This window comes from Arsenicicoccus sp. UBA6765 (genome assembly GCF_002453335.1).
Lineage (GTDB): Bacteria > Actinomycetota > Actinomycetes > Actinomycetales > Dermatophilaceae > Arsenicicoccus > Arsenicicoccus bolidensis.
On sequence record NZ_DKGR01000020.1, the window covers coordinates 30,531 to 43,886 of the forward strand.

Consider the following 13,356-nt stretch of genomic DNA (forward strand, 5'->3'; position numbering starts at 1 on the left):
CGATGTTCGCCCTCTCCCAGTACGCCCTGATCGCGGGGACGATCCTCGTGTGGCTCGGTGTCGCCGCCACGATCGTCAACCTGACCCGCAAGCCCGCCGAGCGCGAGGCGATCGCCCCCGCTCGCGCCACCGTCGGCGGCGCCGCGCTCGCGGGCGGCGGCACCGCTGTCCTGACCGGCCACGCGCCGACCGCCCTCGGCCGCACCGGGGTGCGCGGACCGGCGTGGTACGCCACCAAGGTCACCCAGGTCGCGCTCCTGTGCCTCACGGTCGCGCTCGCCGCCAGCGCGGCGGCCACCGGCCACGGGCCCTTCTCCAACCAGCACGAGTTCGCGGTGTCCTTCGCCTGGGGCGTCCTCGCGGCCTACGTCTTCTTCGAGTGGCGGTATGACGTCAAGGCGCTCGCCGTCTTCGTGCTCCCGATCGCCGCGGCCATGCTGACCTACGCGACCACCGTCGACGCCAAGCCCGGCCCCCTGGTCCCCGCCCTGCAGAACTCCCTGCTGCTGACCGCGCACGTCTTCACCGCCGTCCTCGGCTACGGCGCCGCCGCGGTGGCGTGCGGCGCAGGCATCGGCTACCTCGTCGCCCCGCACCTCACCTGGAAGGGCATGCCCAAGCGGTCCTTCCTGGACGAGCTCGGCTACCGCGCGGTGATGATCGCCTACCCGCTCCTCACCGTCATGATCATCCTCGGCGCCATCTGGGCCGACATCGCGTGGGGCCGCTACTGGAGCTGGGACCCCAAGGAGACCGCCGCCCTGGTCACCTGGCTGATCTACGGCGCCTACCTGCACGCCCGCGTGGCCCGCGGCTGGCGCGGAGACCGGTCCGCCTACCTGCTGATCCTCGGCTTCGTGGCCATCCTGTTCACCTTCTTCGGCAACTACTTCTTCGGTGGCCTGCACTCCTACGGGGGGTCGATGTGAGCGACGTGACCGACCGCACCCACGCCGCGGGTGCCGACCAGGGAGCGGCGGGTGCCGACCAGCCGACGGCGGGCGCCACCCAGGCCGGGCCGAAGGAGGACTGGCGCGGCGGCATACGGGCCAGCGGGAACAAGCAGCTCCTCGTCCTGCTCGTGACGGCGCTGCTCGTCGCCGGAGGGGCCTGGCTGCTCGGCGGCAAGGCCGGCTCCGCCAAGAGCGCCCCCCTGAACGGCGCCCAGGCCGTCCAGGTCACGGGCGACACCTCCGGGCCCGCCCCCGAGGTCGGCAAGCCCGCGCAGGACTTCACGGCGCGGACCGTCAAGGGGGAGCCGATCTCCCTGTCCGAGCTCAAGGGCCGCCCGGTGTGGCTGACCTTCGGGGCGTCCTGGTGCACGGCCTGCCGCGCCGAGGCCCCCGACATGCAGGCGGCCTACACGGCGGCCAAGGCCTCCGGGGTGGAGATCGTCTCCGTCAACATGCAGGAGCTCCCCGCCGACGTGGTGTCCTACGCCGGCAAGCTGGGCCTGACCTTTCCCCAGGTCGCCGACCCCGACACCGCCCTCGCCTCGAAGTACCGCGTGATGGGCCTGCCCTCCCACTTCTTCATCGACAAGGAGGGCGTGCTGCGCTCCCAGCACATCGGCGTCCTCACCCGCAGCGCGATGGACCAGCAGATCGGCACGCTCGCCCGCTGATCACCGCCCCCTGCCGCCCCTGCCACCTGCCCACGTCGGGCTCGCCGATCGTGAGGCAGGGGCGGATCAGGGGGATCCCCCCTGGCGGAACGTCCGTCCCACCGGCAGCGTTGTCATCGAGACACGCACGCATCGGTTGGGAGTGATGAGGGTGGTCCTCAGCGGACTTCTCGTGAGCACGGGCCTGGTGGCCGTCACCGTCGGGGTCGGACGGTATGCCGCTGACCGCTGGCGACACCGCAAGGACGCGATCACGGGTCACCGCCTGGCGCCCGGCGTCGCCCTGACCGCCGCCGGCGGTGGGCTGGTCCTGTCGCCGGACGTGCTCGTCCTGACCGACCAGCTGCAGGTGGCGGACCCTGCGGCAGCGCTGGCGCTCGGGGTCTACAACGTCCTCGCCATGGGTGGCCTCGGCACCGTGGCCGCCGGCATGTGGCTGTCGAGCAGGAGGGTGACCCGCCAGGTGCGAGCAGGCGTCGACGCGGTGGCGGACGGCATACCCCTGGTCGCTCGACGACGGGCCATGCGCCGCGGCACCCCGGCGGACTTCCCGCGGGAGTGGGCCAGCCTGATCGCGCTGGACACGGAGCTGACGCAACGGCTGCTGCGCTACGAGCGCGACCTGGAGGCCGCGGTCAACTTCCCGGTGATGAGCGACCACACCGACCCGCTGACCCGCGGCGCGATCGACGCCATGCTGCGCTGCCGCGAGCTGCGGGCCGCCACCCCGCCGGCCGGCACCCGCGACGTGCGCGACACCGACTACGCACGGGCGGTCGCCGACTTCCAGGTTGCCCTCGAGGCCGCCGAGGCCAACGCCGAGCGGCTCGTCGCGAGCACCTTCACCGAGGACGAGCGCCGCACGCTCGAGGAGGTCACGGCGACCCTGGAGTTCATGCGCGCCAACAGCACGACGCCGGGAGAGCGCGCGGCGGCATACGACGAGGTGAGCGCACGGCTCACGCAGGTGATGCAGGCCCGCGGCACGTCGGCTGGTGGTGCTGCGACCGGCGGCGTTGCGACCGGCGGCGTTGCGACCGGTGGCGTCGCGGCTGAGGGAGCGACCGGCGCGACCACACAGGGCGCGGCCACACATGGCGCGACGGCGGTGGCGCAGGGGCAGGGCCAGGCCGCGGTGGCGCGTCCGCATCCCTTCCTGGACGTGACGGACCGCGCCCGCCGCTGACCCCCGTGCGCAGACCCGCCGGGGGCGAAGGCATCGACCGGCGTTCGTTCCCCAGGCTGATGCCTCGGCCCCCGGCGGGTGCGACTCGGCCCCCGTCCCAGCTGGGACGGGGGCCGAGTCGTGCGTGGAGCTACTGTCCCTCGCGGTCAGGTGCGGCGGTCAGGCTCGCGCGCTGGTCTCGCGGGGGAAGAACCGCGGCAGGATGTCGCTCATCGTCACGACGCCGGCGAACTCGCCGCCGCGATGCACCACGGCCAGCTGGGTCTGCGTCTCGCGCATGAACGTGAACGCCTCGTGCAGCGGGGTCTCGGCCGCCACGGCCAGGGTCTCGCGGGCCAGCTCGCGCGCGGGACGGTCCGCCGGCTCCCCGAAGGTGTCGCGCACGTGCACGGTGCCCGCGACCCGGCCCTCGTCGAGCAGCAGGATCCGCATGTGGCCGTGCTCGACGGTCGCGGCCTGGACGTCCGCCACCGTGGCGTCGATGTCGACGGCCGTGGGGCGCCGGCGGTGCCGGATCAGCTCGTCCATGGTGATGTCGCGCATGTCGAGGGCGTTGGTGATCGAGGCGCTGTAGGACGCCTCGAGGGTGCCCGCGTCCGCGGAGTGCTCGACGAGCTCGCGCAGCCCGTGCTCGTCCTGCACCTCGTCGACCTCGTCCACGGGCTCGACTCCGGTGCGGCGCACGAGGGCGTTGGCGGCGTGGTTGAGGGCCTTGAGGGCGGGACGGGTCAGCCACAGGAAGCCCCGCATGGGGACGGCCAGCAGGATCGCGGACCTTTCCGGGTGGGCGATGGCCCAGGACTTGGGGGCCATCTCACCGACCACGAGGTGGATGAAGGTCACGATGATCAAGGCGACCACGAAGGCCACGACGTCCGCGGCACCGGTCGGCAGGCCAATGGCCTCCAGCGGCCCCATCAGTGCGTGGTGGACAGCCGGCTTGGTGATGGCACCGAGGGCCAGCGTGCAGACGGTGATGCCGAGCTGCGACCCGGCGAGCAGCAGGGTGAGCTCGGAGGAGCTGCGCAGGGCGGCCCGTGCCGACGCGGAGGTGGCCGCGGCGTCCTCGAGCCGGTGGCGCTTGGCGTTGATCAGCGAGAACTCGACGGCGACGAAGAACGCGCTGAGCGCGATGATCGCGACGGTCGCGAGGGTGGTGACGAGCCAGCTCATCGGGTGCCCTCCTCGGTCACGTTGGTGGCGCCACCCTGGGCGTCCTGATGGGAGTGGTGGCGAGACTCACGGTCGGGTGGGGACTCAGGGCCGTCGCCGTCCCCGTCGCTGCGGTCGGGGGAGTCGGCGTCGACGGCGTCGGTCTCGGTCAGCGTGAGGCGAACCCGGGACGGGACGTAGCGCTCGACCTCCAGCACCTCGACCGTGAGGACCTTGCGCCGGTCGTCGTCGAGGTGCAGGTGCTCCTGGCGGAGCGGCACCTCGATCAGCGTGCCGTCCTCCGGCAGGCCGCCGACGTGGTCGATGACCAGGCCGCCGATGGTCTCGAAGTCACCCTCGGGCAGGTCGACGCCGAGCGAACGCTCCACCTCGTCGATGTGGACGTCGCCCTCCATGACCCAGATGCCGTCGTCCGGGACCGGCACGTATGACGGCTCCTCCGGGTCGTGCTCGTCCGTGATCTCGCCGACGATCTCCTCGGCGAGGTCCTCCATCGTCAGGATCCCGGTGAAGCCGCCGTACTCGTCGACGACGCAGGCGAGCTGCTCGCGGCGGTCGTCGAGCTCGCGCAGCGCGTCGGGCAGGCTCATGAGCTCGGGCACGACGAGGGGCTCGCGCATGATCTCGGAGCACGGCGCGTCGTCGTCACCCCGGTGGGACAGCACGTCGACGAGGTGCACCACGCCGACCACGTCGTCCTCGTCCCCGATGACCGGGTAGCGGGTGTGACCCGTGTGCATCAGCTCGCGCACCTCGGCGACCGTGGTCTCGGTGCGCAGCGAGTCGACCTGGGCGCGCGGGATCATCGCGTGCGCGACGTCCTCGCCGGGGAAGTCGAGGATGCGGTCGACCATGATCGACAGCTCGTCCGGCAGGTCGCCGCTCTCGCGCGAGAGCTCGACGACGTGCTGCAGGTCGCGGGCCGTGGCGGCGTGCTGCACGTCGTGGACCGGCTCGATGTGCAGGGCCCGCAGGAGCAGCTCCGCGGACTTGTCGAAGACCCAGATGACGGGGCCGAGGACGGTGAGGTAGAGCGAGGTCGACCGCGTCAGCCAGGTGGAGACCTGGTCGGGGCGGGCGATGGCGTAGTTCTTGGGGAAGAGCTCGCCGAAGAGCATCTGCACCACGGTCGAGAAGACGAGCGCGAAGACCGCGCCGATGGTGACCGACACGGCCACCGGGACGCCGGTGTCGCCGAGCATGGTGCCGATCGCGGAGCCGATCAGCGGCTCGGCGACGTAACCGACGAGCAGCCCGGTGACGGTGATGCCCAGCTGCGCGCCGGACAGCATGAACGACGTGCGGCGGGTGATCTCGAGGGTCTTGCCGGCGACCTCGTCACCCTCGCGGTGCCGCGCCCCGAGCCGGGACCGGTCCACCGCCATGAAGGCGAACTCCTGCGCCACGAAGTAGCCCGTGGCCGCCGTGATCAGCAGCACGACCACCAGGCCGATCACGAGCGAGAGGACCGGGCTCATCGCGCCTGCCCCTCAGGGGTGAGACCGCGCGTGGCGGTGCCGGGACTGCAGGGCTCGTCAGGCTGGCGAGTGTGCATGGGCCTTTCCGGGGACTGGGGGAGGGTGCGGGGGCGGTCGGAGAACGTCCGGTCGGTCCTCGAGGTTCCCGGTGCGCCCGGGGGAGGGCCGTCGGTATGTCGTACCCCGACGCCATCGACGGTAGTCGCGATGGCGGCGGCGGCGTCATACGGCCGAGGGGTGTCAATGGCGACCCGAGGTGAGCCGGGAGCTCAGCTTGGGTCGTCCGGACGGCTGGACCGGGGGTGTAGGCGGCCCGAAGTGAGTTGGGAGCTCAGTTCGGGTCGTCCGGACGGCTGGGCCGGGGGTATGGGCGGCCCGTTGTGAGCCGGGAGCTCAGGTTGTGTCGTCCGGAGGGCTGGCCGGTGGGCGCGGCGGGTCAGGTGAGCTGCTCGAACTTGCGGCTCCACGCGCTGCGGATCGGGCTGGCGTCGGCGACGAGGGCGTCGAAGCGGGCGTCCGCGATCGCCGAGACCTGGCCGAGGGAGGCCCGGTGCTCGCGCGCGGGCGAGCTCTCGACGCGGCGCCACCCCTGCTCGACGAGCTGGTCGAGGTCGGCGAGGTTGGTGACGCACATGACGAGCGGCCGTCCGTGGGTGTCCTGGTAGGCCGTCGACAGGCGGTGGATCTCGTCACGCTGCACGTCGTCGATCCGGTCGAGGGCCAGCGAGCTGGTGTCGAGGAGGGCGACCTCGGTGTCGGAGGCGATGGGCCCGCGGGGCGTGCCGGCGTCCTCGGCGTCGACGGCCGCGAGGACGAGCTCGCCCACGTCGCGATAGCTGCGGACGAGGGCGTCCTGCTCCTCGCGCGTGCCGGACAGCACGGCCTCCTGCAGAGCCGCGCGCAGTGCGGTGGTGGAGCCGAACGGCCGTGCCTCCCAAGCGCGCTCGACCGGCCACGTCGCGCCGGTGTAGAGCGATCCGAAGGTCGCCACGAACTCGTCGCGGCCCATGGCGTCCACGTCGTCGATGGTGACGGTGCGGTCGCCGGACCGGGCGACCTCGGCGCCACGCTGCTGGCCGACGTGGAAGAAGAGCAGGTTGAGCAGGATCGCGGTGATGGAACCGAGGGTCACGCCGGAGGCGAAGAGGATCTGCGCCCACGAGGGCAGGACCTCCGCGACGTGCGGCTGCAGGGTGACGAGCATCGCCAGACCGAGGGCGGTCGAGACGATGACGGCGTTGCGGTTGTCGTGCAGGTCGGCCTTGGCGAGCGTCTGGATGCCGACCACCGCGACGTTGGCGAACATCGCGATCGAGGCGCCGCCCAGCACGGGGGCGGGGATGGCGGCCACGACGGCGGCCGCCTTGGGGAGCAGGCCCAGCACGATCATGATGACGCCGGCCATGACGACGACCCAGCGGCTCTTGACGCGGGTGAGGCGCACGAGGCCGACGTTCTGGGCGAAGCAGGTGTAGGGGAAGGAGTTGAGGACGCCGCCGAGCGTGGTCGACAGACCGTCGGCGCGCAGGGCGGCGGCCACGTGGGTCGGGCGGATCCGCTTGCCGACGACCTCGCCGGTGGCGAAGACGTCGCCGGTCGTCTCGACGGCGGTGATGGCCATGACGACGATCATCGAGATGCACGCCGTCAGCGAGAACGCCGGCCACCCGAAGAAGAACGGCGTCGTCACGCCCACCGGAGCCGCGGACGCGACGCCGGCGAAGATCGGCTCGCCGAGCGCCCAGGCCACGGCGGTGCCCGCCACCAGACCAATGAGCACCGACACCGTCGCCAGGAAGCCGGAGAACACCCGCTGGATGACGATGATCAGCGCGAGCGTGCCGAAGGCGTAGAGCAGCGACTCGGTGAGGGCCGCGTGGTTCAGCGGCGCCGCCGGGTTGGCCGGGTCCTGCGCGTTGCGCACGACGTCGCCGGCCGCGACGCCCAGCAGGGTCGTGCCCATGATCGTCAGCACGGAGCCGGTCACCACGGGCGGGAAGAAGCGGAGCAGGCGGGAGAAGTACGGCGCCGCGAAGAAGGTCACGAGACCAGCGACGATGATCGCGCCGTAGACCTCGGCCAGCCCCTGCGTGCCGCCACCGGACGCGAGGCCGATCGCGATGATCGGGGAGACGGCGGTGAACGTCACCCCCTGCACGAGCGGCAGCCGCACCCCGACCTTGCCGAAGCCGGCCGCCTGGATGATCGAGGCGATGCCGCACGTGAACAGGTCGGCGTTGATGAGGTGGACCGTGTCCTGCGGGCTCAGCTTCAGCGCCTGCGCGATGACCAGCGGCACGATCACCGCCCCGGCGTAGAACGCGAGGACGTGCTGCAGCCCGAGGACCGCCAGCTTCGGCGCCGGGGGCACCTGGTCGACGGGGTGGACGGTGCGCGGGGCGGGCGCGAGGGAGGCCTGGGACATGGGTGACCTTCGCTGGGGAGGGGGACGTCAGGGCGTCGTCACTGACGACCGTGATCCTACCGAGCGCGAGACCGATCCCCGTATGACGGGCTCGTCCCGTCATACGGCCTGGGCTTGGTCCCCTGGCGCCCGACCGTCAGGTGAGGCGCTCGCGGTGGTGCACGATCGGCTCGTGCGTCGCCGCACCCGCCCCGAACCACTCGGTCACCCGCGTGGTGAAGGCGTGCTCGAAGTCGTCGTCGTTGTGGCGGGCCGCGATCCACGCCGTGAAGCTGCCACCCACGCAGGCGTCCAGCTCGCGACGGCAGGCCTCCGGGTCGCGCAGGGCCTCGAGCAGCAGCTGCTCGGCGACGGCGGGCGAGTCGTAGAGATAGGGGTAGCGCTCGGGCACGAGCGCCCGCGCCCACCCGGTGTCGGGGAGGATGCCGATCACGCCCTCGAGCATGGCCTCGACATACTCCAGCCCGTAGGACTCCTGGGCCGCGGTGGCCAGGAAGGCGGTCGTCCGCGACAGGGCGTCCCAGTAGCCGTCGCGGGTCGTGAGGGGCCCGACCCACATCCACTTGTCCCGCGTCATGTCCATCGCCGCCGTCGACGTGAGGTGCTGCTCCTGGAGCCGGGCCTCGGCGCGGAGCGGCACCTGGCGGGCCACCCGCCGCACCACGTCCATGAAGAGGCCCGGCCGCTTGCGGCGCTCGAGCGTGATCGCGGGATAGAGGACGACCGGGACGTCCGTGGGCCTGCGCGTGGACGCCCGCTCGACGTTGACGCCGAGGTTGGCCCAGTCGATGCGGGCCTGGGACGCGAGGTGGGGTGCGGTCCAGTGCTGGACGACCTCACGCACCTCACCGGCGATGCGCTCGCTGTTGCAGTAGGTCGGGAACATCGCGAAGGACAGCCCCAGCGCCGCGAAGTTGACCGGGTGGTGGAAGGAGCTGGGGTTGGTCCAGACGAGGTTCATGATGCGCGGCTCGTCGAGGTGCCGGTGCAGCACCTGGAAGCACGCCACGGAGTCCAGCGGCTCCATGTTGACGAGCAGGGTGCTGGTCGGGTCCAGGTCCTCGAGGGTGACGACCTGCAGGCCGGGTCCGGTGCGCGGCTCCGGGCCGACGACGACCGCCTCGGGATAGAGCCGCAGGAGCCGTGACACCAGGCGGGTGCCCGCCGAGTCTGTGACCAGCTGCCCGGACGTGTCGATGTGTGGTCCCTCGCCGATGGGGCCGAGCTTGACGGCAACCTTCATGGCCGCACCTCCTCGTGCGCAGGGCCGCGCGGCAGCCTGCCGCGGGCGGCCTTCCGACCATGGTGCACCTGGCTCGTCAGGTGGCTGCGGGCGGGGTGGGCCTGAGCGGGCCGGCGTGCGAAGTCAGGCGGATGTGCTTACCTGAGGTAGGTCTGTCGGCCTGGCGTGCGAAGTCGGGCGGATGTGCCTACCTGAGGTAGGTCAGAGGAGCTCGAGGGGGACGGGCTCGGACGGGGCGGGGAAGGCCGAGTCCAGGTCGTCGAGGTCGCGCTCGGAGAGGCGGAGCTCGAGCGCTCCCGCGTTGTCGAGGGTGTGCGCGACCGACGAGGACTTGGGGATCGCGATGACCCCGGGGTCCCGGATCGTCCACGCGAGGGCCACCTGGGCGGGGGTCGCCCCGTGACGCTCGGCGACGTCCTCCAGCGCGTGCAGCCCTGCGCCGGGCTCGAGCAGCCGGGCCTGCTCGATGGGGGAGTAGGCCATCACCGGCACGTGGTGGCGGTGCAGCATCGGGAAGAGGTCGAGCTCCGGCCCCCGGCGGGACAGGTTGTAGAGGACCTGGTCCGTCGCGCAGGCCGGCCCGCCGTCGAGCCGCAGCAGCTCGGCCATGTCCTCGGTGTCGAGGTTGGAGACGCCCCAGGCGCGGATCTTGCCGTCGCGGACGAGCTCCTCCATCGCGGCGACGGTGTCGGCGAGCGGGTGGTGGCCGCGCCAGTGCAGCAGGTAGACGTCGAGGTGGTCGGTGCCGAGCCGGCGCAAGGACGCCTCGCAGGCCTGGACCGTGCCGCGGCGGGAGGCGTTGGAGGGCAGCACCTTGGAGACGAGGACCGCGTCGTCGCGTCGTCCTCGCAGGGCCTCGCCGACGAGCTCCTCGGAGCGGCCCGAGCCGTACATCTCGGCCGTGTCGATGACGCTCAGCCCCGCGTCGAGCCCGGCCCGGAGGGCGGCGACCTCCTCGTCGTGCGCGGCGGCGGAGTCACCCACGTTCCAGGTGCCGAGGCCGATCGCGGGGACCCGGTGGCCGGCGAAGGCGGTGGTGCGCGTCATACGGCCACCCTAGGACGGCGCCGGTCAGGCGGCCGCCCGGTCGGCGAGGTCGAGCAGGAACGGCACCGACGTCATGGCCAGCAGGAGCGCGGCGACGACGAAGGCGATGGCGACGGTGAACAGGTCGTGGGTGGTCATGGCTCCACGCTCTCGCCCGCGGGCGCTCGCGCACATCGGCCCATGGTCGGGACCCGCCGGCCGGGTGGTGCGACCTCGGTCGTATGCCGGGTGCGACCACCGTCAGGCGGCGTGCGGGCACCCGTCGGGGTGGCCGGCGTCCGCAGCCCCTGGGGTGTGTCCTAGGTCACGGCTACGCTGCGAACTGGCAGCCCGCCACCGCGTCGTCCGACGTTCCTGAAACCACCGGGAGTCCACCATGTCGTCCGTCCTGAACCCCTACATCTCCTTCGTCGACCAGGCCCGTGAGGCCCTCGATTTCTACGCGTCCGTCTTCGGCGGCGAACCCCGCATCATGACCTTCGGCCAGATGGGCACCGAGGGGGCCGATGCGGACAAGGTCATGCACGGCCAGCTCGACACCGCGGCCGGCTACACGCTCATGGTGTCCGACGCCCCCGAGGGCATGCCGCACGACGACGGCGCCCGCATCTCCTGCAGCCTGTCCGGTGACGACGCCGACGAGCTGCGCGGCTACTTCGCCGGCCTCGCCGAGGGCGGTCAGGTGACCCTGCCGCTCGAGAAGCAGATGTGGGGCGACGAGTTCGGCATGGTCACCGACAGGTTCGGCGTCGCCTGGATGTGCAACATCGCCGGCGCCGCCGCCTGATCCACGGCCTGTCGGGGAGGTCGGCGCGACAGATCGTTATGCGCCGGTCGGCGTCGACCGTCCCCGATGTCCGCGCCCGCGCAGGTAGCCTCGGCAGGGTGAATCTCGAGAAGGTCATCTTCGGGTTCTTCGTGCTGCTCGCGGCGACGGTGAACTTCGGCTTCGTCGTCGGCGACCTCGGCGACCCGGACATGCACAACATCTGGGAGCTGTATGCCGCGATCGTGGTCAACGTCGTCGCCCTGGTGCTGAAGTTCGGCGACCGCACGCAGATCGGCGCCACCCACCTCGCCACGAGCCTGGTCGCGGTGCTGCAGCTGATCGCCGCCGCGTCGCTCTACATCTACTTCACGTCGTCGCACTCCGAGTCCATCACCGGTCCCGAGATCGCGAGCGTCGTTTCCCTCGCCTGCGGGGCGGCCCTCGCCAACATGGTGTCGCTGGTGCTGCTCGTCGCCGAGACGGTGTCCTTCCGCCGCCGGTGACCCCGGCTGCGGCATACCGCTCCCGTCATGGCTGACCAGGGCGCGTCCGACGAGGAGGTGCGGGCATGACCAACCCGCTTCTCCTCTTCTTCGCGCGCCCCTCGACCCGACAGCACGGCGTGCGGCGACCGCGCGAGCGCGTCCGCGTCCCCACCGAGGTGCCCTCGACCGACGCGATCTTTCTCGTGCTCCGACGGATGCGCACCCCGCTCGTCGTCCTCGTGGCGATCTTCTCCATCTCGGTGTTCGGGCTGGCGCTGATCCCCGGCAAGGACGGGCAGCGGATCTCGCCCTTCGACGCGTTCTACTTCATCAGCTACACCGCGACGACCATCGGGTTCGGCGAGATCGTGCCGTTCACGGCGATCCAGCGGCTGTGGGTGACCTTCTCGATCTACAGCACCGTGGTGGGCTGGGCCTACGCGATCGGCACGCTGCTCGCGCTCTTCCAGGACGCGGCCTTCCGTGAGGCGGTGGCCACGCAGCGCTTCCGCCGGCGCGTGATGACCATCAAGGAACCGTTCTTCATCGTCGCGGGCTACGGCCAGTCGGGGCGCGCGGTGTGCGCCGAGCTCGACGAGGCCGGGCGGCGGATGGTCGTCATCGACAGCGACAAGGACCGCGTCGACAAGCTCTCGTCCGACCAGCTGCACGCCGACGTCCCCGGCATCGACGCCGACGCCTCCCTGCCCGGGGTCCTCGGTCTGGCTGGGCTGGGGCTGCCCAACTGCGAGGGCGTGATCGCCCTCACCGACGACGACGACGTCAACCTCGCCGTCGTGATGTGCGTCGACCTCCTGCGTCCCGAGCTGCCCGTCCTCGCGCGCTGCCACAGCCGGGTCACCGAGGAACGCATGCACGACTTCAGCGCGGCCGCCGTGATCAACCCCAGCGACCGGTTCGGGGGTTACCTGCTGCTCGCGATGCAGCGCCCCACGACCTTCCACCTCGTCTCGTGGCTGATGAGCTCGGCGGGCATGCCGCTGCAGGCCCGGCGCGAGGACAAGCACGACGGTCGCTGGATCGTCGCGGCCGAGGGCCACTTCCGCGACGAGATCTGCAACGACCTCAGCCGGGCCGGGCAGGAGGTCGAGTGGGTCGACCCGCACGAGGGCTACCCCGAGCTGCGGGGAGCCACGGGCTTCATCGCCGGGTCCGACAGCGACACCCTCAACCTCGCCATGGCCGAGCACGCGCGCCTCGTGGACCCCGAGATCTTCGTGGTCGTGCGCCAGCACTCCACCGAGCGCCGTGCCCTGGTGCGCGCCCTCGACATCGACTCCGTCTACACCCCCAGCGACCTCGTCGCCTCGGAGGTGCTGGCGCGGGTCGTGACGCCGACCTTCTGGACCTTCGTCGAGCACGCGCTGGGGCAGGACGAGGACTGGGCGGCCGCCGCGCTCACCCGCCTCACCGACCGGTGCGGCCGCAAGGCCCCCGAGCGGGACCTCGTGACCATCGACCTCCGCAACGCGCCCGCCCTCACGCGTTGGGTGCGCAACCACGACTTCAGGCTCCGCGACCTGCTGCGCGACCCCGAGGACCGGGAGCGGATGCTCGCGGTCGTCCCTCTCGTGCTCATGCGCGACGGCACCCCGCACCACATGCCCGACGAGGACATGCTGCTGCGCCCCGGCGACCAGGTGCTCGTGGCCGGGCGCCTCGGGGCCCTCGCCTCCATGACGCCGGTGCTGCTGCAGGAGACCGCGGTCGAGCACGCCGCCACCGGGCGCGACGTGCCGATCACGTGGGTCGGGCGGGCCGTGACGCGCGCGGTCGAGCGTCGCCGCCAGCGCCGCACCTGACCTCCGCTCGCCCGTCCCGTCCCGCCCCACCCCGCCCCGTCTCGCCCGTCCCGTCTCGCCACGACGCCCCACCCCGCCCGCCCGTCTCGCCACGACACCCCAC

Annotated in this window: 11 protein-coding genes; 6 read left to right on the top strand and 5 right to left on the bottom strand. The window is 72.0% G+C overall.

Going from position 1 to position 13,356, the window contains the following annotated elements:
• The first annotated feature begins 2 nt into the window (after positions 1–2).
• From ccsB to B4K29_RS05775, 3 genes are all read left to right on the top strand, one after another.
• Positions 3–929, top strand: coding sequence for a c-type cytochrome biogenesis protein CcsB (ccsB, locus tag B4K29_RS05765; RefSeq protein ID WP_239264176.1), 927 nt, complete (start codon positions 3–5; stop codon positions 927–929).
• 5 nt (positions 930–934) lie between these two features.
• A complete protein-coding gene (locus tag B4K29_RS05770; RefSeq protein WP_286966602.1) occupies positions 935–1,624 on the top strand; it encodes a TlpA family protein disulfide reductase in 690 nt (229 codons plus the stop codon).
• A gap of 172 nt (positions 1,625–1,796) precedes the next feature.
• A complete protein-coding gene (locus B4K29_RS05775; RefSeq protein WP_286966603.1) occupies positions 1,797–2,810 on the top strand; it encodes a hypothetical protein in 1,014 nt (337 codons plus the stop codon).
• Positions 2,811–2,969: 159 nt separating this feature from the next.
• Here B4K29_RS05775 and B4K29_RS05780 read toward each other — a convergent pair whose 3' ends face one another.
• The 5 genes from B4K29_RS05780 to B4K29_RS05800 form a co-directional block, all read right to left on the bottom strand.
• Positions 2,970–3,983, bottom strand: a complete 1,014-nt coding sequence (locus tag B4K29_RS05780; protein ID WP_286966604.1) for a hemolysin family protein — start codon at positions 3,981–3,983, stop codon at positions 2,970–2,972.
• The gene (locus tag B4K29_RS05785; RefSeq protein ID WP_286959775.1) at positions 3,980–5,461 is read right to left on the bottom strand and encodes a hemolysin family protein; all 1,482 of its coding nucleotides are present in this window, start codon (positions 5,459–5,461) and stop codon (positions 3,980–3,982) included. Before B4K29_RS05785 ends, B4K29_RS05780 begins: the two co-directional genes overlap by 4 nt.
• 436 nt (positions 5,462–5,897) lie before the next feature.
• Positions 5,898–7,886: a solute carrier family 23 protein gene (locus B4K29_RS05790; RefSeq protein WP_286966605.1), complete on the bottom strand. Its 1,989-nt coding sequence runs from the start codon at positions 7,884–7,886 to the stop codon at positions 5,898–5,900.
• A gap of 136 nt (positions 7,887–8,022) precedes the next feature.
• Positions 8,023–9,129: a glycosyltransferase family 1 protein gene (locus B4K29_RS05795; protein WP_286966606.1), complete on the bottom strand. Its 1,107-nt coding sequence runs from the start codon at positions 9,127–9,129 to the stop codon at positions 8,023–8,025.
• Between the two features lie 201 nt (positions 9,130–9,330).
• Complete coding sequence (locus B4K29_RS05800; RefSeq protein WP_019286754.1) at positions 9,331–10,176, bottom strand: aldo/keto reductase; 846 nt, start codon at positions 10,174–10,176, stop codon at positions 9,331–9,333.
• Between the two features lie 376 nt (positions 10,177–10,552).
• Here B4K29_RS05800 and B4K29_RS05805 point away from each other — a divergent pair, with 376 nt between their 5' ends.
• From B4K29_RS05805 to B4K29_RS05815, 3 genes are all read left to right on the top strand, one after another.
• Positions 10,553–10,963 carry a VOC family protein gene (locus B4K29_RS05805; RefSeq protein WP_029211134.1) on the top strand — a complete coding sequence of 137 codons (411 nt, stop codon included), beginning with the start codon at positions 10,553–10,555 and terminating at the stop codon, positions 10,961–10,963.
• A gap of 98 nt (positions 10,964–11,061) precedes the next feature.
• The gene (locus B4K29_RS05810; RefSeq protein WP_029211135.1) at positions 11,062–11,448 is read left to right on the top strand and encodes a DUF6394 family protein; all 387 of its coding nucleotides are present in this window, start codon (positions 11,062–11,064) and stop codon (positions 11,446–11,448) included.
• 65 nt (positions 11,449–11,513) lie between these two features.
• Positions 11,514–13,253 carry an NAD-binding protein gene (locus B4K29_RS05815; RefSeq protein ID WP_286966607.1) on the top strand — a complete coding sequence of 580 codons (1,740 nt, stop codon included), beginning with the start codon at positions 11,514–11,516 and terminating at the stop codon, positions 13,251–13,253.
• Positions 13,254–13,356 lie beyond the last annotated feature (103 nt).

What these genes read in the sequence shown, in the direction of transcription:
- B4K29_RS05780 (WP_286966604.1), bottom strand. Translation starts at nt 3,983, where the DNA reads ATGAGCTGGCTCGTCACCACCCTCGCGACCGTCGCGATCATCGCGCTC.
- B4K29_RS05785 (WP_286959775.1), bottom strand. Translation starts at nt 5,461, where the DNA reads ATGAGCCCGGTCCTCTCGCTCGTGATCGGCCTGGTGGTCGTGCTGCTG.
- B4K29_RS05790 (WP_286966605.1), bottom strand. Translation starts at nt 7,886, where the DNA reads ATGTCCCAGGCCTCCCTCGCGCCCGCCCCGCGCACCGTCCACCCCGTC.
- B4K29_RS05815 (WP_286966607.1), top strand. Translation starts at nt 11,514, where the DNA reads ATGACCAACCCGCTTCTCCTCTTCTTCGCGCGCCCCTCGACCCGACAG.
- B4K29_RS05805 (WP_029211134.1), top strand. Translation starts at nt 10,553, where the DNA reads ATGTCGTCCGTCCTGAACCCCTACATCTCCTTCGTCGACCAGGCCCGT.
- ccsB (WP_239264176.1), top strand. Translation starts at nt 3, where the DNA reads ATGTTCGCCCTCTCCCAGTACGCCCTGATCGCGGGGACGATCCTCGTG.
- B4K29_RS05795 (WP_286966606.1), bottom strand. Translation starts at nt 9,129, where the DNA reads ATGAAGGTTGCCGTCAAGCTCGGCCCCATCGGCGAGGGACCACACATC.
- B4K29_RS05800 (WP_019286754.1), bottom strand. Translation starts at nt 10,176, where the DNA reads ATGACGCGCACCACCGCCTTCGCCGGCCACCGGGTCCCCGCGATCGGC.